The sequence below is a fragment of the Kribbella sp. NPDC054772 genome (assembly GCF_053611945.1).
Window position 1 is genome coordinate 1 of record NZ_JBSHBJ010000031.1, and the last position, 21920, is coordinate 21920.

Below are 21920 nucleotides of genomic sequence, written 5' to 3' on the forward strand. Positions count from 1 at the left end.
TCGCGCCCCCCACCACCGCCGCCTAGACCACCTCCCCCCCCCCCCCGGGGCCCGCCGGCCCTCCGCGGGGGGGCAGCGCTGTGCTGTCGGCAGCTCGACAGGACGTATACGTCCACTACCGCCGATCGCCTGCCTGCTCCCCGCCTGAAGTGCTCGGCAGTGGACGTATACGTACTGTCGAGCTGCCGACCGCTACTTTCCCTTGAGTAGCTCGACGACCGGGGCCAGATCTTCGAGGTACATCGCGTTCACGCTGATGTACGACGCTCCGAACTCGTCCCGGCGCCGCTGCAGCTCGTCCGCCATCTCCTGCGGCGTACCACGCAGCAGCATCAGCGAGTCGCTCGCCTCCAGCTCCTGGGGGTCGACGCCCGCCGCGCGCTTGGTCCACGGCGGCAGCTTCCGCGTCCCCGCGGCGAACAGGTTCATCGCCAACTCGATGTCGTCGGCTCGCGCTCCGGCCAGCTCCCGCAGGTCCTTCGTCAGCTGAGCGATCTCCGCGCGCGGCGTCAGTGCGTCCTTGGCGAGCGAGACGATGTCCGCCCGGGCCGCCGCGAGAGCGAGTGCCCGCGGTCCGCCGGCCGCCAGCATGATCGGCGTACGCCGGTCACCGTCGAGCTTCTCGAGTTGCTCCAGCGTCTCCCGCACCTTGTCGCGCCGCTGCTTCGCGGATCCCCACGACAGCCCGATCTCGGCGGTCTGCTGTTCGGCGACCGGACGCCCGGTGCCGATGCCGAACTCGAACCGGCCGTCGGTCAGCACGGTCAGCGTGTGCGCCTCCCACGCGGCCGCCCGCGGGGTCCGCAACGGAGCGGCCGCGACGAACGTACCGACCCTGATGTCCGCGACCGCGGCAGCCATCGCGAGCGACGGGAACGGCGACGGCAGCTGCAACCCGTCGGGCATCAGCACGGTCGAGTACCCGAGCTCTGCCGCCCGGCGGACGGTCGTCATCCACTCTTCACCGGTCCTCGGGCTACCGACCACGCCGAACCGGAATCGCCTGTCGCTCATCGCCCTGCTCCCTCAGTCGTTGTGATGCCTCCAGACTCGCCGTACACAGGGTCTGTCCACATCCCACGAGGGGAGGCGTTCGCCGTACGCCGCGCGACGTACTCTGGTGACATGTCACGTAAGCGCAGCCCCTTGCTGGACCGACCCGGCGCGGTCGAGGCCGACGGACTCGACGCCGGGGTCGCGGCGCACTACGGCTCCGACCTGCGCGAGCAACGGGCGCTGGTCGCCGGTGAAGCGTTCGTCGATCTGTCGCACCGCGACGTGGTCACGATCACCGGTCCGGACCGACTGACCTGGCTGCACGCACTGACGACGCAGTACTTCGAAGGCTTCAAGCCCGGCGCGTCGACGACGGCCCTCCTGCTCTCGCCGACCGGGCACGTCGAGCACGTGATGTACGGCGTCGACGACGGCGAGACGTTCTGGCTGCACACCGAGCCGGGCGCGGCCGAGGCGCTGGTCGACTGGCTGCAGAAGATGGTGTTCATGTCCCGCGTCGAGATCGCGGATGTGACCGACGACTACGCGATCGTCTGGCGCCCCGGAGCGGCGAGCGGCGAGCACCTGACGCGCACCGGTGAGGACTCGCTCGGCGGGCACGAAGTGTTCCTGCCGCGTGCGGAGCTGGCCGGTCTCGAAGGTCCGGCCGCCGGAATCTGGGCGTACGAGGCGCTCCGGATCGAGGCCGGCGCGCCGCGGTTCGGGCTGGACACCGACGAGCGCGCGATCCCGAACGAGCTCGGCTGGCTCGGCGTCGGCGTCCATCTGAACAAGGGCTGTTACCGCGGGCAGGAGACCGTCGCGCGGGTGCACAACCTCGGCCGCCCGCCGCGCCGCCTGGTCCGCCTGCACCTCGACGGGTCCGTCGACCACCTCCCCGCGCACGGGTACGCCGTCCGCGCGGGCGAGAAGCAGGTCGGTTTCATCGGCTCGGCGGCCCGCCATCACGAACTCGGCCCGATCGCGCTGGCGCTGGTCAAGCGCAACGTCGACCCCACCGCCGCATTGGAGGTCGTCGCCGACGACCAGCCGACCGTGACTGCGACCCAGGAGGTCCTGGTCGACCCGGAAGCCGGCCTGCACGTTCGCTCTCGCCTGTGACGGCCGCCGATCCCCGTACCAGCCGACCTCCGCTGGCGGACGAGCGGACGACGATGCTCGCGTTCCTGGGCTGGCATCGCGAGACCCTCAAGCTCAAGTGCGAGGGCCTCGAACCGGCTGATCTCGCCCGGCGATCGGTTGGTGCGTCGGCGTTGTCCTTGCTCGGGCTGGTGCGGCATGCGGCGGACTCCGAGCGATTCTGGTTCCGGCAGGTCATGGCCGGTGCCGATGCGGCGCCGCTCTATCCGGCGCAGACCGCTTTCGACGTGACCGGTGCGAGCTCGGAGACGGTCGCTGAGGCTTTTCGGGTCTGGGCGGAGGAGGTCGCGTTCGCCGACCGTTTCGTGCAGGAGGCGGCGAGCCTCGACGTCACGGGGAACGAGCCCGGCGAGGGGCCCGTCTCGCTCCGCTGGGTCCTGACGCACATGCTCGAGGAGTACGCGCGACACAACGGTCACGCGGACCTGCTCCGCGAGCAGATCGACGGCGCCGCCGGCCTCTGACGCCCGCGGAGCTCGACGCGCAGGCGTGGGCATCCGACCTGCGCGTGCCTTGGATCACTCGCAACATGCTGTTTTGCACCTGTACAGTTCAGCCGTGACCGAACCTGTGATCCTGGCCGACGTGGTCCGCAGCGATTTCGTCGAGGGCCACCACCGCGGATCCCTCGTGGTGACCAACCCCGACGGCACCGTGGCCCGCGCCCTCGGCATCGTGGACGAGCCGATGTTCCCCCGCTCCTCCAACAAGCCGATGCAGACGCTGGCCATGCTCCGCAACGGCCTGCCGCTGACCGGCGAGCTGCTCGCGCTGTCGGGCGCCTCACACTCGGGCGAGCAGTTTCACCTGGACGGCGTCCGGAAGATCCTCGCGGAGGCCGGGCTCGACGAGTCGGCGCTGCGCACGCCCGCGGCGTACCCGGTGGACGAGAACGCTCGGGATGCCTGGATCCGGGCGGACCGGGCGCCGGAACCGGTCGCGATGAACTGCTCCGGGAAGCATGCCGCGAAGATCCTGACGAGCACGCTGAAGGGCTGGCCGATCCACGATCCGGCCACCGAGCAGGACCCGCACGCCCGCTGGGGGCGGGACGACTACCGCTCGCCGGAGCACCCGCTGCAGCAGGAGATCCGCACCGCGATCGAGGACACGGCCGGCGAGAAGATCTCGTACGTCGCCGTGGACGGCTGCGGCGCGCCGATCTTCGCTCTCAGCCTCGCCGGTCTGGCCCGCTCCTTCGGCCTGTTCGCCGCGGCCGCTCCGGACACCTTCGAGGGTCAGGTCGCCGACGCCTTCCGGGCGCACCCGGAGTACGCCAGCGGGAGTACGCGCGACGAAGCCGACCTGATGCGGGGGATCCCGGGCCTGTTCTGCAAGGTCGGCGCGGAGGGTGTGTACGCCGCCGGTCTCGCCGACGGTCGCGGGATCGCGATCAAGATCGAGGACGGCGACGGCGCCAAGCGGGCCCGTGAGGTCGTCCTGGCCGCCGTCCTTCGGCAGCTCGGCGTCACCGGTCCCGTGATCGAGCGGCACATCAGCCTGCCGGTCCTGGGCGGCGGAGTCCGGGTCGGCTCGATCCGCCCCAACGCCTCGCTCTTCAACTGACCCGCGCCATCAACTGACCCGCGGCGAAACGCCGGTCGTCGCCAGCCGACGGCCGGCGTTGCCGTCGTGGGACGGGACAACGGGCTACTTCGCTCGCAGTCGGTCGACGGGCGGTGACGGGACAGGGAGCGGAACCGACGGCGCGGGCAGGTCGTAGCCGGCGTACAGGCGGCGGCGGATCGCTTCGAGGGGGAAGGTCTCGCGGTAGATCGCGAGTTTGACGGTCACGCCCTCCAAGGTTGCCCGCAGCAACATTTCCTCGACGGCCGGATCGGTGGCGCCGCGGGCCGCGAAGACGTCCCGGATCGCGTCCTCGACCAGGGACAGCCGGTCCGACTTGGCCTGCTCGACGCGGGCGAACACGTCGTGCGTACCGGGCTGCATCATCAGGCTGATCGCCAGCCGCTGGATCGGCAGCGTGGTCGCGGCCGCCATCAGCGCGCCGTCGATGATGCCGGCCAGCCGCTCGTCCGGGGTGCCCGGGATGCTGAGGATGCCGGCGATGCCGTCGAGCCAGCGGTCCAGCAGCTCGGCGGCCAGCTGTTCCTTGGTGGCGAAGTAGTACGCGACCAGGCCGCGGGAGACGCCGGCGGCAGCGGTGATCTCGGAGATCGACGCGGCCTCGAAGCCCTTCGCGGCGAAGACCTCGAGCGCGGCGGCCAGGATCCGCTCGCGGGAGCGCGCCCGCATCTCCTCGTTCACAACCGCCGAACGCGGCACGTTCCCTCTTCCGGTCGAGGTCCTGAAGCGCCGGGCTACCCCCATCGCAATGCCCGGCGCCTCGGGACTGACCCCCCGTTGTTTCGGCCCCTCCCCAGGCGCCTTCTATAGACTGGACGTCCAGTCAACAAAAGTCAAAGGTTCTGCCGTTTTCTGGACAACGGCCGCGGCAGGTAAGATGACGTTGCTGCGCCCTGTGTCGAGTGGCACGTGAAACCAGCCGTAGCCACCGCCTACACCCTCTGATGACTTGGAGCGCTCCTTCATGCCTGTCCGTAACGACCTGCGCAACGTCGCGATCGTGGCCCACGTCGACCACGGGAAGACCACCCTCGTGGACGCGATGCTGTGGCAGTCCGGCGCGTTCGGAGCCCATCAGCACGTCGACGAGCGGGCGATGGATTCCGGTGACCTGGAGCGTGAGAAGGGCATCACGATCCTCGCCAAGAACACCGCCGTACGGCACAAGATGGCCAACGGCGAGCAGATGACGATCAACATCATCGACACCCCCGGCCACGCCGACTTCGGTGGCGAGGTCGAGCGCGGTCTGTCGATGGTGGACGCCATCGTGCTGCTCGTGGACGCCTCCGAGGGTCCGCTGCCGCAGACCCGGTTCGTGCTCCGCAAGGCGCTGGCGCGGAAGATGCCGGTGATCCTCGTGGTGAACAAGGTGGACCGTCCGGACGCCCGGATCTCCGAGGTCGTCGACGAGACCTACGAGCTGTTCCTGGACCTGCTCGACCACGACGCCGACCAGAGCGCCCTGGACTTCCCGGTCGTGTACGCCTCGGCCCGCGCCGGTCGCGCCTCGCTGAACCAGCCCGCGGACGGCGGCCTGCCGGACTCCGAGGACCTCGAGCCGCTGTTCGAGACGATCCTGAACAACGTGCCGGCCCCGGAGTACACCGAGGACGCGCCGCTGCAGGCCCACGTCACCAACCTGGACGCCTCGCCGTTCCTCGGCCGGCTCGCGCTGGTCCGGGTGCACGAAGGCACGCTGAAGAAGGGCGCCCAGGTCGCCTGGTGCCGCCACGACGGCTCGATCCAGAAGGTCAAGATCACCGAACTGCTGGTCACCGAGGCGCTCGAGCGGATCCCCGGCGACTCGGCCGGACCGGGCGACATCGTCGCGATCGCCGGCATCCCGGAGATCATGATCGGCGACACGCTGACCGACCCGGACAACCCCAAGCCGCTGCCGCTGATCACGGTGGACGAGCCGGCCATCTCGATGACGATCGGTACCAACACCTCGCCGCTGGCCGGCCGGGTCAAGGGCACCAAGGTCACCGCCCGCCTGGTCAAGGACCGGCTGGACCGTGAGCTGGTCGGCAACGTGTCGCTGAAGGTGCTCGCGACCGAGCGTCCGGACGCGTGGGAGGTGCAGGGCCGTGGTGAGCTGGCGCTGGCCATCCTGGTCGAGCAGATGCGCCGCGAGGGCTACGAGCTGACCGTCGGCAAGCCGCAGGTGGTCACCCGCGAGATCGACGGCAAGCGCCACGAGCCGGTCGAGCGGCTGACGATCGACTGCCCGGAGGAGTACCTCGGGACGGTCACCCAGCTGCTCGCGGTCCGCAAGGGCCGGATGGAGCAGATGACCAACCACGGCACCGGCTGGGTCCGGATGGAGTTCCTGGTGCCGGCGCGTGGTCTGATCGGGTTCCGCACCGAGTTCCTCACCGACACCCGTGGTACCGGCATCGCGCACCACGTGTTCGAGGGGTACGAGCCGTGGTTCGGCGACCTGCGCACGCGGCCGTCCGGCTCGCTGGTGTCGGACCGGGCCGGCGCCGCGACGTCGTACGCGATGATCAACCTGCAGGAGCGCGGCACCATGTTCGTGGAGCCGGCCACCGAGGTGTACGAGGGCATGATCGTCGGCGAGAACTCGCGTTCCGACGACATGGACGTGAACATCACCAAGGAAAAGAAGATGACCAACGTCCGCTCCAACGCGGACGAGTTCGAGAAGCTGGTGCCGGCCCGGAAGCTGTCGCTCGAGCAGTCCCTGGAGTTCTGCCGCGAGGACGAGTGCGTCGAGGTCACGCCGGACGCGATCCGGATGCGCAAGGTGGCGCTCACGCAGATCGAGCGTTCCAAGCTGGGCCGCAAGAACAAGGGCTGACCGATGCTGGAGCGTGCGGTGATCGACGGGCTGTTTCCGAGCGACCTCCCGGAGCCGCAGGACTGGGACGACCGGTACCCGCAGCGGGACCTGCCGGACGGGGCGAAGGTCACCCGGCTCGGCCCGTCGCCGACCGGATTCATCCACATCGGCGGCATCTACGTCGGGATGATCGACCGGGACATCGCGTCCAGCACCAACGGCGTGTACCTGGTGCGTGTCGAGGACACCGACCAGTCGCGTGAGGTCGAGGGCGCGCTCGAGCAGTTCGCGCGCGCCTTCGACTACTTCGGCATCACATCCGACGAGGACAAGGACCACGGGTCGTACGGGCCGTACCTGCAGTCCGAGCGCGAGCAGATCTACCTGACCTACGTGCGGCACCTGCTCCGCGAGGGCAAGGCGTACCTGTGCTTCGCCACCAAGGACGAGCTCGCCGACATCACCGCCCGCCAGCAGGCGACGAAGGTCCCGACCGGGTACTACGGCACGTGGGCGATCTGGCGCGACGCGGACCCGGCCGACGTCACCGCGAAGCTGGCCGAGGGCGCGCCGTACGTCGTGCGCTTCCGGGCACCTGATGACGCGGACGGGCAGCGGGTCAGCTTCACCGACGCCATCCGCGGGCGGCTCGAGCACGAGGCGAACCGCAACGACGCGGTGATCCTGAAGTCCTCGGACCAGTCGCCGCGGCTGCCGACCTACCACTTCGCGCACGCGGTGGACGACCACCTGATGCGGGTCAATCTGGTCATCCGGGGTGAGGAGTGGATCTCGTCGGTTCCGCTGCACCAGCAGCTGTTCGCGGCGCTCGGGTTCGAGCCGATCACGTACGCGCACATCGCGCCGTTGATGAAGCAGATCCCGGGCGGGAAGCGGAAGCTGTCGAAGCGCAAGGATCCCGAGGCCGGCGTCGACTTCTACATCTCCGCGGGCTATCCCGCCGACGCGGTCCTGTACTACCTGCGCGGCCTGGCCAACGGCCGCCTCGCGGAGCTGCCGCTGGCGGAGGCGTTGTCGACGCCGATCGACCTGAGCCTGTGCGGGGTCGCTGGTCCGCTGGTCGATCTGGTCAAGCTGGAGGACATCAGCGCGGACCACATCGCGACGCTGAGCGGCCGGCAGATCCTCGACGCGGTGCGGACTTGGGCGACGGAGTACGACGCGGCGCTGGTGCCCGTGCTCGACAACGAGACCGAGCTCGCGCTGCGGGCCCTCGCAGTCGAGCGGGACGGTGTCGAGAACCCGCGCAAGGACCTGCGGAAGTGGTCGGACTTCAGGGCGGCGTACGGGTTCTTCTTCCCGGAGCTGTTCGTGCCGGTGGACGGTCCGGGCGACGAGCGGCTGGTTCCGCTCGGTGTCGCCGCGGACGTCGTCACGGCGTTCGCCACGGACCTGGTGGAGACGTACGAGCACCTCGACGATCCGCAGGAGTGGTTCGGCCAGATCCGTGCGTTGGCGGGCAAGCATCGGTTCGCGTCGAACGCCAAGGAGTACAAGAAGGATCCGGAGGCGTACGTCGGTTCGATCCGCGAGGCTTCGCAGCTCGTCCGCGTCGCGATCACCGGTGCGACGCGCAGCCCCGACCTGCACGCGACCGCTCAGGCGCTCGGAGCTCCGGAAGTCCTGCGCCGGCTGCGAGCACTGGCCGGGCTGTAATCCCTGTAACCCCTGTGACTGAAGGGGTTGCTGGGACTCCGGCCGGCAACACGTAGGGCACGAAGTGGACACGGTCGCTCACACCGCGCGAACTCAGCGCTGCAGGTGTGATAGATACTTCTCGGTCGGTGGCGGGGGAAGAAAGTTCTGACTTGTTACCAACCAGACGTGCCTTGGCGACGTCTGTCTTGTGGAAGCATTCTTTGGGGGAAGGACAAGGGAAAAATGGGCATTCTGCGTAAGGTCTGCGCGACTCTGACGGCCGCCGCGTTCGTGGGGGTCGGGGCGCTCACGGCGACCACATCGGCTCAGGCCGCGCCCCAGGTTGCGGGGTCGGCGCAGAAGTCGGCGACCGCGCCGGCGCCGGTCGGCGCGCCGCCGCGGGCCACCGCGGCGAAGTCGTCCGCGGCGTCCAGCAAGGCGATCGCGAAGTACCGGCTGGACTCACGGTGCCTGAGCAAGGGCCGCGTGCTGTGCATCAACAAGAAGACCCGCAAGCTGGTCTACCTGGTGAACGGCAAGCCGGTGCAGGTGATGGACGTCCGGTTCGGCGCGATGAAGACGCCGACCCGCAGCGGCACGTTCAAGGTCTACCGCAAGTCGAAGAACCACGTCTCGACGCTGTACCACTCGAAGATGCCGTACGCGATGTTCTTCAGCGGCGGCCAGGCGGTGCACTACTCGTCGGACTTCCGCGCCCGCGGTTACAACGGCGCGTCGCACGGCTGCGTGAACGTCCGCGACAAGAAGAAGATCGCCTGGGTGTTCAGCCGGGTGCACGTCGGCGACAAGGTCGTCGTCTACAGCAAGTGAACTGAATCTGGTGTTCGCACAGCGGCCGGGGAGCTACTCTCCGGCCGCTGTCGCGTTCCGGAACGCCTTGTACAGCCGGGGTTCCACCAGGCAAAAGGTGGCCTGGGCAACAGCCGTCGGGGTCGAGCGGAGCGTCCGTACGGCGATCTCCGCGGCCGACTGCGCCGGCCAGCCGTAGATCCCGGCCGACACCGCGGGCAGCGCCAACGTCGTGACCCCGAGCTCGTCCGCGATCCGCAACGCGTTGCGGTAACACGACTCGAGCAGCTCCGGATCCCGTTGACCGGCCGTGAAGTTCGGGCCGACCACATGGATCACGTAGGTCGCGGGTAGTGCGCCGGCCGAGGTCCACACCGCCGTACCCGTGGGGGTGCCCTTCGGATAGCGCTCGATCAGCTCCGCGAGGATCGCCGGCCCACCGGCGCGGTGGATCGCTCCGTCGACGCCGCCACCGCCGCGCAACGCGTGATGTGCGGCGTTCACGATCGCGTCGGCGGGCACCGTGGTGATGTCCGCCGTACTCAGGCCGATCTCCATACGCAGTTCCTCCGGTACGCTGAGAAGCCAACCATGTTGGCGGTGAGGGCGTCCTACAACTGTAGGAACGGGGCTACCAGAGGGGTGTCCGATGCGCGGGCCGATCATTCGCAAGATGCTGACCACGCTGGTCGTGGGCGGGGCGATTGCTGCACTCCTGAGTTCCGGGACCAGTGCCAGCGCGACGACGCAGGACCTGAAAACGGTGCCGTTCGAGGTGAGCGGCGAGCTGCCGATCTACCCGAAGGCGCTGTGGAAGAACGGCTCCAGCGGCACGAACGTCCGCAAGGTCGAGGCCCGCCTCGTCCAGCTGAAGCTGCTCGAGAAGCGCTACCTGGACGACGACTTCGGGACCATGACCCGGTCCGCGGTGAAGAAGTTCCAGAAGTCGAAGGGCATCCCCCAGCTCGGGTACGTCGACCAGAACACCCTGGACCAGCTGGCTAAGGTCACCCACGAGCCGACCCAGACCGAGCTGTACCCGCCGGCGCCCGTTGTCGAGGGCAAGAAGCTCGACGCGCGCTGCGCGACCGGTGTCGCGCTGTGCATCGACAAGTCCACCCACAAACTGCGGTACGTCGTCGACGGCGTCGTGAAGATGCAGATGGACGTCCGCTTCGGCGCGGTCAAGACGGCGACCCGCGAAGGCAGCTTCACGGTCGGCTGGAAGAGCCGCAACCACGTCTCCAAGCTGTACGACTCGAAGATGCCGTTCGCGATGTTCTTCAGCGGCGGCCAAGCAGTCCACTACTCCTCCGACTTCGCCGCCCGAGGCTACAACGGCGCCTCCCACGGCTGCGTCAACGTCCGAGACCTCGCCAAGATCAAAGTCCTCTTCGACGAAGTCAACGTAGGCGACAAGGTCATCGTCTACCGCTCGTAACCTCTCGCGGGCGGGGGTGTGAACAGGGTGTGGTGGGTCGGCACAGGTTATTGCCTGTCCGAACCCACCGGAGGTTGTCTACACGCTCGCGTGCCGGCCAGAGGCGGCGTGCACTCTCGCGCACCCCGGCGTGCCGGCCTGAGGCGGCGTACCCCCTCCCCCTCGCGTGACAGTGGCAGTCGGACCGGCAGGTGAGGGTGTGAACAGGGTGTGGTGGGTCGGCACAGGTTATTTCCTGTCCGAACCCACGGGAGGTTGTGTGCGCGCTCGCCTGCTGGCGAGGGGGACGGCGTACGCCGGGTTACCGGGCGTCGCGGAGGCTCGGGCGCGGCGCGGGCGCGGCGGGGTGCAGCGTGGCGGGGTGCGAGCGGTTGCCCTCGGGTGGAGTGGTTGCGCCCGGGGTGGGACGGAGTGGGGTGAGGAGGGTTAGAGGGGGCGGGGGCCGCGGCGGCGGCGTAGGGCTCCCCAGCCGCCTCGGCCGCGGCCGGTGGCGGCTCGGAGGGCCGGGCGGGCGTCGACCAGGTAGACGGCGGACGCGACGATGCCGATCAGGCCGAAGAAGCTCAGCCAGCCCTGGAAGATCTGGCTCAGGGTGAAGACGGCCAGGAGCAGGACCCAGCCGGGCTTGGTGAGCTTGTCGGCCGCGATGAAGACCGCGCGCGGCCGGAGCGCCGCGTCGAGGAGGGCGACCAGCTTCAGGACGATCAGCACCCACCAGATGACCGATAGGGGATCGGCGAACCCGGGGATCAGGCTCTGGAAGGTGATCATGCTACGAGCCTAACCGACAGACCGGGCGCCCCACCTCTGCCGCGTGGCAGGTGTGGACCGCCCGGACCCAGGATTCACCGTGAGGTGGGTGAATCGTCACTGTCAGTAGTTCCAGTCGCCTCTGTGTGGCGCGTGCCCGCTGTGGCGCCAGTCGCGCCTGTGGCGCCAGTCGCGCCTGTGGGACCAGTCGCCTCGGTGGATCAGTCGTTCGGTGGGTCAGTCGCCCAGTGGGTCAGTCTCGGTGGGTCAGTCGCCGATCTTGTCGGCGGCGGACTCGGCGGCCTTGGCGGCGGCCTTCGCGGTCTTTCGGGCGCTGGTCGCGGTCGCCTTCACGTTCCGGCGGGCGGTCTGCGCGGTCTTCTTCGCGGTGGTCCGGGTGGCCTTGGCCTTGCTCACCGTGGTCTTCGCGGTGCTGACCAGGTCCTCGGTCGACTCCTGGTGGCGGATCCGCTCGACCAGGTCCTTGCCGCGGCCGGCCAGGTCCTCGTAGGTCTCCTCGGCCTGCCCGAGCACGGTGGTGAAACCGGCCTGCGCGGTCTTCGGCAGCTCCCGCAGCTTGGCCGGGGCGGTGCGCGCGTCGGCGACGATCGCCTCGAAGCGCTTGGTCAGCTCGGCCTGCGCCTTGGCGAGTTCGGACTGGGCCTTGGTGAGCTCGGTCTGCAGGGCCTTCTGGTCCAGCTTCGCGATCCGGGCGGTCACGTCCTCGCCGACAGCGCGGAACTTCTCGACCGCGAGGTCGCCGGCGCCGGCGATCGCATAGAACGGGGTAACGGGCGTACGGGTAGCCATCAGGCTTCTCCTCGGGATCTCTTCAGCAGGTTCAGTGCGTACTGGCTCGTGCCGCGCGTGTTCGTACCGGGCTTGTCGGTACTGCGCTCGTTCGTGCCGCGCTTGTTCGTACCGAGCTTGTCGGTACGGCGCTCGTTCGTGCCGGGCTCGTCCGTGCTGCGCTAGTTCGCATCAGGCTTGTTCGCGCCACGCTTGTTCGTACTCGGCTTGTTCGTACTGGGGTTGTTGGTACTGCGCTTGCGAGCCGGCTGCGGCTTCGCCGGGGGCTCGTCGGGGACTGCGTTCTCACGGACGAACGACGTGTAGACGTCCAGCAGGACGCGCTTCTGTCGTTCGTTCAGCGCGGGGTCGAGCAGGACGGCGTCGACCACGCCCGCGGCCTTCCGACCGCCCGTGCCGTCCGGGCTGTCGTCCGGGTCGAGAATGCCGGCCCGCACGTACAGGGTCTCCGCGGAGATCCGCAACGCCTTCGCCAACTGCTGCAGCACATCCGCGGACGGCTTCCGCAGGCCACGCTCGATCTGGCTGAGGTACGGGTTCGACACTCCGGCCAGGTCCGACAACTGCCGCAACGACAACTCTGCATGCCGCCGCTGCTCGGCGAGGTACTCCCCGAGGGAGCCCACCGCCCCAGCCGCACGATCACTCAACCTGGCCATAGACCCAGTGTGCTAACAACCCGCTTGCAATTGCAAGCACCAACCCCGTGAGCCCGCTCACCCTCCCGCCCCACACCCCCCGAACCACCCGCTGCCCGGCGAGCAAGGCGTTGCCCGGGGAGCCGCAGGATTCCCGGACCGCCCGAGGGGTTGCCCCCTCAGGCGGTGGGTTGCCGCCCCAAAATCACAGGTGCTAACCCGTCATTTCAGGGGGCACCCCTTGAAATGACGGAGAGGCGGAGCGGGCGGTGGCCTCGCTGCGGGTGTGGGTGTGGGAGCGGTGGGCGTGGAATGGGTGCGGGGTGGCGCGAGGCGGGAACGGCGCGTGTGGTCGAGCCCGCCGAATGGCCGGGGCGAGAGCCTGAGGGGCCAAGGGTGTGGTCACGCGCCGGGGCGGCTTGGGGTTGTGGGGACTGGGCGACCGGGGTGGCTGGGCCGGCCGGGCAGCCCGGGGCAGCCCGGGGTGGGCGGAGCCGAGTGTTGGTTACTGCTCGCGGTGGACTTTGTGTTGGGCGGCTTGGGCTCGGGGGCGGACTGTGATTCGGTCGATGTTTACGTGGGCGGGGCGGGTGGCGATCCAGGCGACGATGTCGGCGATGTCGTCGGAGGTGAGGGGTTCGCGGACGCCGGCGTACACGGCGTCGGCCTTGGACTGGTCGCCGTCGAAGCGGGTCAGGGCGAATCCTTCGCTGCGGACCATGCCGGGGGCGATCTCGCTGACCCGGACCGGCTGGTCGTAGAGCTCGAGGCGGAGCGTGTCGACGACTGCCTTGGCGCCGTGTTTCGCGGCGACGTACCCGCCGCCGCCCTCGTACGCGACCTGCCCGGCGGTCGAACCCATCACGATGATCGTGCCGCGGCCGGCGATGAGGGCCGGGAGCAACGATTTGGTGACCGCGGCGACTGCGATGACGTTCACTTCGTACATCCGGCGCCAGGCGTCCAGGTCTGCTTCGGCGACCGGCTCGAGGCCGAAGGCGCCGCCGGCGTTGTTCACCAGGACCTGCAGTTCGTCGCCGACGGCGGCGGTCAGCGTGGCGATGTCGTCGGCGGACGTCACGTCGCACTGCACCGCGCGACCGTCGATCTCCTTGGCCAGCGCCTCGATCCGGTCCAGCCGCCGCGCGGCGCAGATCACCTCGAACCCTTCGCGGGCCAGGTACCGCGCCGACGCGGCCCCGATCCCGCTGCTCGCACCGGTCACCACAGCCAGAGGACGCTTGCTGGAAGTCATACTCCGAGTCTCTCAAAACACCCCGGCGCCCCGACGAGCCGTCTCAACCCCACCCGAGCCCCGAACAAGCCATGACAAACCCGGCCGACCCCAACCGCCCACCCCGGTGCCGCGGGTATCGGTCGGGGCCGGCCGGTGCTGATCGGCTGCCTCGGTGCCGCGTTTGTTGGTCAGGGCCGGCCGGCTCCGACTGGCTGTCGCGGTGCCGCATGCGTCGGTACGGCGGGATGCCGCCGAGCAGACGTGATGACTCCGGCGAGGGCCAATGCGCTGATGGCCAGGAAGCCGCCGAGCATGCCCAGCGTCTGGCCGTCGGGGTGGATGAGCGCTTGGCCGCGGAAGGCCTGGACTGTCACGGTCGCCATGACGCCGGCGTACGCGAAGGCGGCGACGCCGACCAGGCGGGCGCGGACGCGTTCCGGGCGGATCCATGCGACGCGGCGAGCGAGGAGGTGTAGGACCAGCAGGGTGATGAGCAGGAAGTGGATCGCGTGCAGGCCGACGAAGTGCGGGATGCGCAGGTCGCCGCCGACGGTGCTCCAGTGGGTGAGCGGCATGCTGGGACCGCCGGGTTCGACGCCGATGCCGTGGCTGCCGCCCAGGGTGACTGGGTGGCCGTACGCGTCCGTGACCTGCTCGTTGGTGCTGTGCGATCCGACCAGGTAGAAGGCGATTCCCATGCCGGCGACGGCGAGGCCGAGGCCGACCCGGATGGCGCGGTTCATCGGTGCGTCGCCGACCCGCTGGAAGAGCAGCATGATCGCGACCACCAGGCTGGCGCCGAACAGTCCGAGGACGCCAGACATGAAGACCTGCTGACCGACCTGGTTGAAGGTGTCCGGGTTGGAGTTGAAGTGGCTGAACGTGCCGCGGGCGGCCTGGATCGCGATGAAGCCGACGTCGACCACACCGGTGACCGCGAACGCGGTACCCATCCACCAGCCGAACCGCTTCGCCTTGCGCAGCTTGGACAACAGCCACGCGAGCGTCGCGCCGTACAGGACGAAGGAGATGCCGAACTTGAACGGCTTGAGCCAGACGGACTCGTTGAGGATCTCCCGGTGGTCGACCAGCAGCCCGATACCGGAGGCCACGACCAGACCGGTCATGGCGAGCACCATCAGCATCAGGGGACGGTGCCAGGACTTGGCTTCCTGCAGGACTGTTCGCATGCCTCAATGCTTTCGGCGTACGGCGTCCTGCGCAGTGGGGCGAATCCGCCAACCGGGGTGGTGTTAGACCCACCTTGAGAGACACTGCGACTCGTGACCAGGATCGCGCTACAGGCCGCTCGGATCTTCGACGGAGAACGTTTGAGCAACCATCGGGTGGTGCTCGTCGATGAGGGCAGGATCGTCGACACCGCAGCGGAGCCGCCCCCGGGCTGGCCGGTCCGCGAGCTGCCCGGCAGCACGATCCTTCCGGGGCTGATCGACGCGCACGTTCACCTCACCGCGGACGCTAGCCCCGGCGCCCTCGACCGGCTCGCCGACAATCTGCGCATCTCCGCGTCCACCGCCGGCGTCAAGGCCACCACTCGCGCGCTGGCCGCGACCATCGAGCACTCGCTGCGGCGCCACCTCGCCGTCGGCGTCACCACCGTCCGCGACCTCGGCGACCCCCGCGACGCCGTCCTCAGATGGCAATCAGGGCAGTCGCCACCAGCTAAGGGGACCCCGGGGCTTCCGACCGTCGTCGCCTCTGGTGCGCCGCTCACCAGCAAGCGCGGTCACTGCTGGTCACTAGGCGGCGAGGTCTCCGGCGTCGACGAGATCCGCGCGGCCGTCCGCGCACGCGCAGCCAACGGCGCGGGCGTCATCAAGATCATGGCCAGCGGCGGTGTCATCACACCAGGCACCGACACGATGAGCCCACAATTCACCCGCGAAGAACTGGCCGCCGCGGTCGACGAGGCTCACGCGCTCGGCCTGCCGATCACCGCCCACGCGCATGCCCTCGCGGCCGTCCGCCAAGCCGCCGAGGCCGGTGTCGACGGCATCGAGCACTGCACCTGCCTCACCCCGGACGGTGTCGTCATCGACGACGATCTCCTGACCGAACTCCAGGGAGTCACCGTCTGCGGAACCCTCGGCTCGGACCGCTCGATCGTCGTACCGCCGCACATCCTCGACATGGCCGCGAAGGCCGGCATCAGCGAGGCGAAGCTGCAGCAAGCGGTCCGCCGCCTGTACGACGGCGGCGTCCGGATCGTCGCGGGATCGGACGGAGGGATCGGTCCGGCGAAACCACACGGGCTGCTGCCCGCAACGCTCGCGGAGTACGTCGAAGCAGGCATCCCCGCCGCGGCCGCGCTGATCGCGGCGACGTCGACCGCAGCCGACGTACTCGGTCTGCCGAAGGGCCGCATCCGGCCGGGCGCGGACGCGGATCTGCTCGTCGTGGCAGGCGATCCGGTCACGGACATCGGTGCGTTGGCCACACCAACGGCCGTGTACCTCGCCGGCCAAGACGTCACGCCTGCCGAGTCGGCAGCGCGATGATCTGACGCAGGTTCACTTCCCGCCGCCGGCTCACCGCGAACGTCACCACGTCGGCGATATCCGTGGCGGCGAGCGGCCCGATCTGCTCGTTCATCGAAGCGATCAGTTCCTGCCCGGGACCGTCCATATGCGTCGCGAGTTCGGTGTCCGTCAGTCCCGGTTCGATGTTCGTCACGCGGACGTCGTACGGCGAGAGGTCCGCGCGGAGTGCCGCGGACAGTTGGGTGAGCGCCGCCTTGGTCGCGCCGTAGACGGCGTACCCGGGGAAGATCGCGTGCGCGCCGATCGACGAGATGTTCACCAGGTCGGCGGTCCGTCCTTCGCCGGCGGCCGAGACGAGATCCGGGGTGAAGGCGTGGATCAGCCGCAGTACGCCGGTCACGTTCGTGTCGATCATCCGGGTCCAGTCGTCGAGCCGACCGTCCGTGACCGGCGCCGCCAGCATCACGCCCGCGGCGTTCACGACCAGGTCGACGCGGCCCAGCCGTTCGTGGATCTGCGCGACGCCGGTGTCGACTGACTCCTGCGACGTGACGTCGAGCGAGACACCGATGGTCCGCGGGCCGAGCTTGCCGGCCAGGTCGTCGAGGCGGTCCTGGCGCCGGGCGACCAGGGCGACCGCGGCGCCGGCCTCGGCCAGTTGGGTGGCGATCGCGGCGCCGATCCCGCTCGCGGCGCCGGTGACGACAGCGGTACGGCCGGTCAGATCAGTCAGATTAGTCATCGTGTCCTCCAGGGGAAGTGGTTGATGGCACCGATCCTGGAGCGTTCGCCGAGGTCTACCCAGGTGTCTGTCGAGCCTGGTTCTGCCAGGACCAGGTTGCGGGCCCGGCCGGTCTGGATACTGGAGGCATGGATCGTCGCGCGGAGCTGACCGAGTTCCTCAAGTCACGCCGGGGCCGGGTGCAGCCCGAGGACCTCGGGCTCAAGGTGTACGGCGGCCGGCGCCGCGTCCCCGGGCTGCGCCGCGAAGAACTCGCCCAGGCCGCCGGCGTCAGCGCCGACTACTACGTGCGCCTCGAGCAGGGCCGCACGGACAACGTCTCGCAGGAGATCCTGGACTCTGTCGCCGACGTCCTCAAGCTGACCGACGACGAGCGCAAACACCTCGCAGTACTGGCGAAGCCGGTCCGCCGCAAGAGCCGACGCCGTACGACGCAACGCATCCGCCCCGGCCTGCAACGGCTGCTCGACTCGATGACCGACGTACCGGCGTTCGTGCTCGGGCACCGGATGGACGTGCTGGCCTGGAACGACCTCGCTGCCGCGCTGATCGGCGACTTCGGCAGCCTGGCGCCGAAGCAGCGGAACGTCCCGCGGATGGTGTTCCTCGACCCGGCCGCCCACGACTTCTACCCGAACTGGGAGGCGGTCGCCGCGGAGAGCGTCGACTACCTGCGGATGTACGCCGGGCGGTACCCGGACGACCCGGAGCTCGCCGAGCTGGTGGGGGAGCTGTCGATCCACAGCGAGGAGTTCCGCGAGCGCTGGGCGCGGCACGATGTGAAGGACAAGAGCTTCGGCGCCAAGGTCCTGCACCACCCGGACGTCGGTGAGATCACCGTCGCCTACGAAACTCTCCAGCTGCCGGGCGATCCGGACCAGATGCTGGTCACCTACACCGTCGAGCCCGGTTCGCCCTCCGAACAGAACCTCCGCCTGCTCGCCAGCTGGTCCGCGCCCGATAGGGAGAACTCCCGATCCCCAGCGAAAGCGCCAGAGTTACCCTGACGGCGTGACTGTACACATGCGACGCCTCCGGCGCCGCGGGTCATGGGGCTGTGACTCCCGGCCTTCCCTCGTCGCTCCAGTCGCTTCGCTCCCTCCGCTCCTCAGTCCAGGCCGGGAGGCCCCATGACCGGATCCTCCGCAGACCGTCCCCTCCGGCGGGTCGCGATGATCAGCCTGCACACGTCGCCGCTCGACCAGCCGGGCACCGGGGACGCCGGTGGAATGAACGTGTACGTCGTCGAGCTGTCCAAGCAGCTCGCCGGTCTCGGGATCGAGGTCGACGTGTTCACCCGCGCGACCGCGTCGGCGCTGCCGGCCCGGGTCGAGCTGATGCCCGGCGTCACGGTCCGCAACGTCGCCGCCGGGCCGTACGAGGGCCTCACCAAGAACGAGCTGCCGGCCCAGCTGTGTACGTTCGCCCGCGCCGTCCTGCGCGCCGAGGCGATCCACGAACCGGGCTGGTACGACGTGATCCACTCGCACTACTGGTTGTCCGGCCAGGTCGGTCTGCTCGCCCGCGACCGGTGGGCGGTCCCGCTGGTGCACACCATGCACACGATGGCCAAGGTCAAGAACGCCAGCCTCGCGGAGGACGACGTACCAGAGCCGCCCGCGCGGCTGCTCGGTGAGGAACAGGTCGTCGAGGCCGCGGACCGCCTGCTCGCCAACACCGACGACGAGGCGCGCGAGCTGATCGAGCTGTACGGCGCCGATCCCGCGAAGGTCGGTGTGGTCAATCCGGGCGTCGACCTGGAGCTGTTCAGCCCGGGGGACCAGGCCGCGGCGCGGCAGGCGGTCGGCGTACCGGCGGATGCCGTCGTCCTGGCGTTCGTCGGGCGGATCCAGCCGTTGAAGGCGCCTGACCTGCTGATCCGGGCGGCGGCGCGGATGCTCGAGCGGGACCCGGGGCTACGCGAGCGGCTGGTGGTGGCGATCATCGGCGGTCCGTCCGGCAACGGGATGGAGCACCCCGAGGCGCATGCCGAGCTCGCGCGGGCGCTCGGGATCGACGACGTGACCCGGTTCGTGAAACCGATGGAGCGTTCGGGGCTGGCCGACTGGTACCGCGCCGCGTCGGCGGTCTGCGTCCCGTCGTACTCGGAGTCCTTCGGGCTCGTCGCGCTCGAGGCCCAGGCCTGCGGTACGCCGGTGGTCGCGGCGGCCGTCGGCGGTCTGAGCACCGCGGTGGTGCACGGCCGGACCGGGTACCTGGTGCGCGGGCACGGCGTGGACGACTTCGCCGACGCGCTGGCGCGGATCGCGACGGATCCGGCGACCCGCGAGAGCATGAGCCACGCGGCGGTCGAGCACGCGCAGCACTTCGGCTGGGAACTCACCGCCCGCAAGACGCTGGCGGCCTACTGGACCGCCACACAGACGATGGCGGCGGACATCGCCGCGGAGGTGGCCGGGTGAGAGTTGCGGCGGCGGACGTGATCCGTCAGGTGCTGACCGAGAACGAGATCGAGTTCACCGAGTCGACGCCGGGTGCGTTCACCGCGGACCTGCCGGGCGAGCGGAAGCTGAAGACCACGGTGACGCTGACCGTCGGCCCGCAGTCCGTCCATGTGCACGCGTTCGTGGCGCGGCGCCCGGACGAGAACCACGAGGCCGTCTACCGCTGGCTGCTGGAGCGGAACCTGAAGATGTACGGCGTCGCGTTCGCCGTCGACCACCTGGGCGACATCCACCTGGACGGGCGGGTCGGGCTGCACGCGATCTCCCCGACCGAGGTGGACCGGCTGCTCGGCGCGGTCCTGGAGTATTCCGACTCGTCGTTCAACACCATCCTCGAACTCGGGTTCGCCTCGTCGATCCGCAAGGAGTACGAGTGGCGCGTCTCGCGCGGCGAATCCACCCGCAACCTGGACGCGTTCAAAGGCTGGCTGGAGCCCTAGTGTCCCGTGGGCGGCGTCGCTCGGCGCTATCGGTGTCCAGGTGCGCACCTCACGGCACTTGGCCAGCGCCCACGATGCTCCGCATCGAGGCCACTGCCCAAGCACCGCGATGCACGCACCTGGACACCGCTATCACTCGAGCGACGCCGCCCACGGGACACTCGATAGACTCCGAGGCATGACCTATCGCCTGATCCTGCTCCGCCACGGCCACAGCGACTGGAACGCCAAGAACCTCTTCACCGGCTGGGTGGACGTCGACCTGAACGCCCAGGGTGTCGAGGAGGCGCACCGCGGTGGCGAGCTGCTCCGCGACCGCGACCTGCTGCCGGACGTCCTGCACACCTCGGTCCTGCGCCGGGCGATCCGCACCGCGAACATCGCGCTCGAGGTCGCCGGCCGCCAGTGGATCGACGTCCGCCGGTCCTGGCGGCTGAACGAGCGGCACTACGGCGGCCTGCAGGGCAAGGACAAGAAGCAGACCCTGGAGGAGCTCGGCGAGGAGCAGTTCATGCTGTTCCGCCGCTCCTACGACACCCCGCCGCCGGCCATCGAGCGCGGCTCCGAGTACGACCAGGCCGGTGACCCGCGGTACGCCGGTCTGCCGTCCGAGCTGCTGCCCGCGACCGAGTGCCTGAAGGACGTCGTGGAGCGGATGCTGCCGTACTGGTACGACGCCATCGTGCCCGACCTGCGGACCGGTAAGACCGTCCTGGTGACCGCCCACGGCAACTCGCTGCGCGCCCTGGTGAAGCACCTCGACAACCTCGACGAGCAGACCGTCGTCGGCCTGAACATCCCGACCGGCATCCCGCTGTACTACGAGCTCGACGACGACTTCAACCCGGTCACCCCCGGTGGCGAGTACCTGGACCCGACCGCCGCCAAGGAAGCCATCGAAGCCGTCAAGAACCAGGGCCGCTGAGCCCGAGCCGCCCAGCCGCAACCGCCTACAGTTCGTGTCTGGTTGTTCACCTGGACGACTGCAGTGGTTCGGTATGGTCGGCACGTAGGGCTCGACAGTGCCAGCGAGCGGAGAGAGCAGGTGTCCAGGATGAGGACGTCGACCGCTTTCGGGATCGACATCGGCGGCAGCGGGATCAAGGGTGCCGTCGTCGACCTGGAGAAAGGCGACCTGGCGACCGAGCGGGTCAAGTACCTGACGCCCGACCCGTCCACGCCGGAGCCGGTCGCCGAGGTCGTGGCCCGGATCGTCAAGGAAGCCGGCTGGACCGGTGAGCTGGGTGCGACGTTCCCGGCCGTGATCAAGAACGGTGTGGCCAGGACCGCGGCGAACGTCGACAAGAGCTGGATCGGGACCGACGTCGACAAGGTCCTCACCGACAAGACCCAGTGCGACGTCACCGTGCTCAACGACGCCGACGCGGCCGGTATCGCCGAGGCCCGGTTCGGCGCGGCGAAGGGCGTCGACGGTGTCGTCATCCTGCTCACCTTCGGCACCGGGATCGGTAGCGCGCTGCTGCTCGACGGCCAGCTCGTGCCCAACACCGAGCTCGGCCACCTCGAGCTGGACGGGTACGACGCGGAGAAGAAGGCCTCCTCGGCGGCGAAGGACAACGAGGACCTGTCGTACAAACAGTGGGCCAAGCGGGTGCAGCGGTACCTCCGGCATGTGGAGGGCCTGTTCACCCCCGACCTGATCGTGGTCGGCGGCGGGGTCAGCAAGCACGCCGACAAGTGGGTGCCGCTGCTCGAGATCTCCACCCCGGTGAAGCCGGCTCAGCTGCTCAACAACGCCGGCATCGTCGGGGGGGGGGCGGGCGGGCACCACGAGGTCGGCGGGGGGGCCCCCGAAAAAAAAAAACGCCCCACACACAAGGGTTGTGTGGTGGTTCTCGAGTGTTGTGGTGTGG

The 21920-nt window shown here is 69.4% G+C and carries 22 protein-coding genes; 13 read left to right on the forward strand and 9 right to left on the reverse strand.

All coding sequences use genetic code 11. The annotated features are described in order from the left end of the window. Positions 1–192 precede the first annotated feature (192 nt). A complete protein-coding gene (locus tag ACWGID_RS32985; RefSeq protein ID WP_452203236.1) occupies positions 193–1014 on the reverse strand; it encodes an LLM class flavin-dependent oxidoreductase in 822 nt (273 codons plus the stop codon). A 111-nt stretch (positions 1015–1125) separates the two neighbouring features. Between ACWGID_RS32985 and ygfZ the strand changes: the two genes are divergently transcribed. From ygfZ to ACWGID_RS33000, 3 genes are all read left to right on the forward strand, one after another. Then, positions 1126–2118 (forward strand): CAF17-like 4Fe-4S cluster assembly/insertion protein YgfZ, encoded by a 993-nt coding sequence (ygfZ, locus tag ACWGID_RS32990; RefSeq protein WP_452203237.1) that lies wholly within the window; start codon positions 1126–1128, stop codon positions 2116–2118. Beyond that, positions 2115–2621 carry a DinB family protein gene (locus ACWGID_RS32995; protein WP_452203238.1) on the forward strand — a complete coding sequence of 169 codons (507 nt, stop codon included), beginning with the start codon at positions 2115–2117 and terminating at the stop codon, positions 2619–2621. The genes ygfZ and ACWGID_RS32995 overlap by 4 nt, the downstream gene beginning before the upstream one ends. A gap of 94 nt (positions 2622–2715) precedes the next feature. After that, complete coding sequence (locus ACWGID_RS33000) at positions 2716–3723, forward strand: asparaginase (RefSeq protein ID WP_452203239.1); 1008 nt, start codon at positions 2716–2718, stop codon at positions 3721–3723. Between the two features lie 84 nt (positions 3724–3807). Here the strand turns inward: ACWGID_RS33000 and ACWGID_RS33005 are convergent, their stop codons facing one another. Then, complete coding sequence (locus ACWGID_RS33005) at positions 3808–4443, reverse strand: TetR/AcrR family transcriptional regulator (RefSeq protein WP_452203240.1); 636 nt, start codon at positions 4441–4443, stop codon at positions 3808–3810. Between the two features lie 265 nt (positions 4444–4708). On the opposite strand from ACWGID_RS33005, the gene typA reads away from it, so the two are divergent. The 3 genes from typA (at position 4709) to ACWGID_RS33020 (ending at position 9043) form a co-directional block, all read left to right on the forward strand. Continuing rightward, entirely contained in the window at positions 4709–6571 is a 1863-nt protein-coding gene (gene typA / locus ACWGID_RS33010; RefSeq protein WP_452203241.1) for a translational GTPase TypA, read from the forward strand. Positions 6572–6574: 3 nt separating this feature from the next. Continuing rightward, the gene (locus tag ACWGID_RS33015) at positions 6575–8230 is read left to right on the forward strand and encodes a glutamate--tRNA ligase (RefSeq protein WP_452203242.1); all 1656 of its coding nucleotides are present in this window, start codon (positions 6575–6577) and stop codon (positions 8228–8230) included. Between the two features lie 225 nt (positions 8231–8455). Next, the gene (locus tag ACWGID_RS33020) at positions 8456–9043 is read left to right on the forward strand and encodes a L,D-transpeptidase (protein ID WP_452203243.1); all 588 of its coding nucleotides are present in this window, start codon (positions 8456–8458) and stop codon (positions 9041–9043) included. A 33-nt stretch (positions 9044–9076) separates the two neighbouring features. Here ACWGID_RS33020 and ACWGID_RS33025 read toward each other — a convergent pair whose 3' ends face one another. Beyond that, complete coding sequence (locus tag ACWGID_RS33025; RefSeq protein WP_452203244.1) at positions 9077–9580, reverse strand: macro domain-containing protein; 504 nt, start codon at positions 9578–9580, stop codon at positions 9077–9079. Between the two features lie 91 nt (positions 9581–9671). Here ACWGID_RS33025 and ACWGID_RS33030 point away from each other — a divergent pair, with 91 nt between their 5' ends. Continuing rightward, on the forward strand, positions 9672–10463 hold the full coding sequence (locus ACWGID_RS33030) for a L,D-transpeptidase family protein (RefSeq protein WP_452203245.1): 792 nt from the start codon (positions 9672–9674) through the stop codon (positions 10461–10463). 426 nt (positions 10464–10889) lie between these two features. On the opposite strand, the gene ACWGID_RS33035 is transcribed toward ACWGID_RS33030, so the two are convergent. The 5 genes from ACWGID_RS33035 to ACWGID_RS33055 all read right to left on the reverse strand — a co-directional run bounded on the left by ACWGID_RS33035 (position 10890) and on the right by ACWGID_RS33055 (position 15088). Further along, the gene (locus ACWGID_RS33035) at positions 10890–11234 is read right to left on the reverse strand and encodes a DUF2516 family protein (RefSeq protein WP_452203246.1); all 345 of its coding nucleotides are present in this window, start codon (positions 11232–11234) and stop codon (positions 10890–10892) included. 246 nt (positions 11235–11480) lie between these two features. Then, positions 11481–12023: a hypothetical protein gene (locus ACWGID_RS33040; protein ID WP_452203247.1), complete on the reverse strand. Its 543-nt coding sequence runs from the start codon at positions 12021–12023 to the stop codon at positions 11481–11483. A gap of 161 nt (positions 12024–12184) precedes the next feature. Further along, entirely contained in the window at positions 12185–12682 is a 498-nt protein-coding gene (locus ACWGID_RS33045) for a helix-turn-helix domain-containing protein (RefSeq protein WP_452203248.1), read from the reverse strand. Positions 12683–13166: 484 nt separating this feature from the next. Beyond that, positions 13167–13916 (reverse strand): SDR family NAD(P)-dependent oxidoreductase, encoded by a 750-nt coding sequence (locus ACWGID_RS33050; RefSeq protein WP_452203249.1) that lies wholly within the window; start codon positions 13914–13916, stop codon positions 13167–13169. A 170-nt stretch (positions 13917–14086) separates the two neighbouring features. After that, positions 14087–15088, reverse strand: coding sequence for a hypothetical protein (locus tag ACWGID_RS33055; protein WP_452203250.1), 1002 nt, complete (start codon positions 15086–15088; stop codon positions 14087–14089). Between the two features lie 93 nt (positions 15089–15181). Here ACWGID_RS33055 and ACWGID_RS33060 point away from each other — a divergent pair, with 93 nt between their 5' ends. Then, the gene (locus ACWGID_RS33060) at positions 15182–16417 is read left to right on the forward strand and encodes an amidohydrolase family protein (RefSeq protein WP_452203251.1); all 1236 of its coding nucleotides are present in this window, start codon (positions 15182–15184) and stop codon (positions 16415–16417) included. Here ACWGID_RS33060 and ACWGID_RS33065 read toward each other — a convergent pair. Then, on the reverse strand, positions 16389–17141 hold the full coding sequence (locus tag ACWGID_RS33065) for an SDR family oxidoreductase (protein WP_452203252.1): 753 nt from the start codon (positions 17139–17141) through the stop codon (positions 16389–16391). The two genes, ACWGID_RS33060 and ACWGID_RS33065, sit on opposite strands and share 29 nt — an antisense overlap. 128 nt (positions 17142–17269) lie before the next feature. Between ACWGID_RS33065 and ACWGID_RS33070 the strand changes: the two genes are divergently transcribed. The 5 genes from ACWGID_RS33070 to ppgK all read left to right on the forward strand — a co-directional run. Next, positions 17270–18148, forward strand: coding sequence for a helix-turn-helix transcriptional regulator (locus tag ACWGID_RS33070; RefSeq protein WP_452203253.1), 879 nt, complete (start codon positions 17270–17272; stop codon positions 18146–18148). Positions 18149–18271: 123 nt separating this feature from the next. Beyond that, entirely contained in the window at positions 18272–19564 is a 1293-nt protein-coding gene (mshA, locus tag ACWGID_RS33075; protein WP_452203254.1) for a D-inositol-3-phosphate glycosyltransferase, read from the forward strand. Then, complete coding sequence (locus ACWGID_RS33080; protein ID WP_452203255.1) at positions 19561–20046, forward strand: YbjN domain-containing protein; 486 nt, start codon at positions 19561–19563, stop codon at positions 20044–20046. The genes mshA and ACWGID_RS33080 overlap by 4 nt, the downstream gene beginning before the upstream one ends. A 178-nt stretch (positions 20047–20224) precedes the next feature. Next, positions 20225–20971: a phosphoglyceromutase gene (locus tag ACWGID_RS33085; protein ID WP_452203256.1), complete on the forward strand. Its 747-nt coding sequence runs from the start codon at positions 20225–20227 to the stop codon at positions 20969–20971. Positions 20972–21100: 129 nt separating this feature from the next. Then, positions 21101–21920 (forward strand): polyphosphate--glucose phosphotransferase (ppgK, locus tag ACWGID_RS33090; protein WP_452203257.1); only part of this gene is annotated, 820 nt, incomplete at its 3' end.

Bases quoted from the DNA above. Each gene is read 5' to 3' on its own strand.
- ACWGID_RS32985 (WP_452203236.1), bottom strand. From the start codon at position 1,014: ATGAGCGACAGGCGATTCCGGTTCGGCGTGGTCGGTAGCCCGAGGACC.
- ygfZ (WP_452203237.1), top strand. From the start codon at position 1,126: ATGTCACGTAAGCGCAGCCCCTTGCTGGACCGACCCGGCGCGGTCGAG.
- typA (WP_452203241.1), top strand. From the start codon at position 4,709: ATGCCTGTCCGTAACGACCTGCGCAACGTCGCGATCGTGGCCCACGTC.
- ACWGID_RS33015 (WP_452203242.1), top strand. From the start codon at position 6,575: ATGCTGGAGCGTGCGGTGATCGACGGGCTGTTTCCGAGCGACCTCCCG.
- ACWGID_RS33020 (WP_452203243.1), top strand. From the start codon at position 8,456: ATGGGCATTCTGCGTAAGGTCTGCGCGACTCTGACGGCCGCCGCGTTC.
- ACWGID_RS33025 (WP_452203244.1), bottom strand. From the start codon at position 9,580: ATGGAGATCGGCCTGAGTACGGCGGACATCACCACGGTGCCCGCCGAC.
- ACWGID_RS33030 (WP_452203245.1), top strand. From the start codon at position 9,672: ATGCGCGGGCCGATCATTCGCAAGATGCTGACCACGCTGGTCGTGGGC.
- ACWGID_RS33035 (WP_452203246.1), bottom strand. From the start codon at position 11,234: ATGATCACCTTCCAGAGCCTGATCCCCGGGTTCGCCGATCCCCTATCG.
- ACWGID_RS33040 (WP_452203247.1), bottom strand. From the start codon at position 12,023: ATGGCTACCCGTACGCCCGTTACCCCGTTCTATGCGATCGCCGGCGCC.
- ACWGID_RS33045 (WP_452203248.1), bottom strand. From the start codon at position 12,682: ATGGCCAGGTTGAGTGATCGTGCGGCTGGGGCGGTGGGCTCCCTCGGG.
- ACWGID_RS33050 (WP_452203249.1), bottom strand. From the start codon at position 13,916: ATGACTTCCAGCAAGCGTCCTCTGGCTGTGGTGACCGGTGCGAGCAGC.
- ACWGID_RS33055 (WP_452203250.1), bottom strand. From the start codon at position 15,088: ATGCGAACAGTCCTGCAGGAAGCCAAGTCCTGGCACCGTCCCCTGATG.
- ACWGID_RS33065 (WP_452203252.1), bottom strand. From the start codon at position 17,141: ATGACTAATCTGACTGATCTGACCGGCCGTACCGCTGTCGTCACCGGC.
- ACWGID_RS33070 (WP_452203253.1), top strand. From the start codon at position 17,270: ATGGATCGTCGCGCGGAGCTGACCGAGTTCCTCAAGTCACGCCGGGGC.
- mshA (WP_452203254.1), top strand. From the start codon at position 18,272: ATGACCGGATCCTCCGCAGACCGTCCCCTCCGGCGGGTCGCGATGATC.
- ACWGID_RS33085 (WP_452203256.1), top strand. From the start codon at position 20,225: ATGACCTATCGCCTGATCCTGCTCCGCCACGGCCACAGCGACTGGAAC.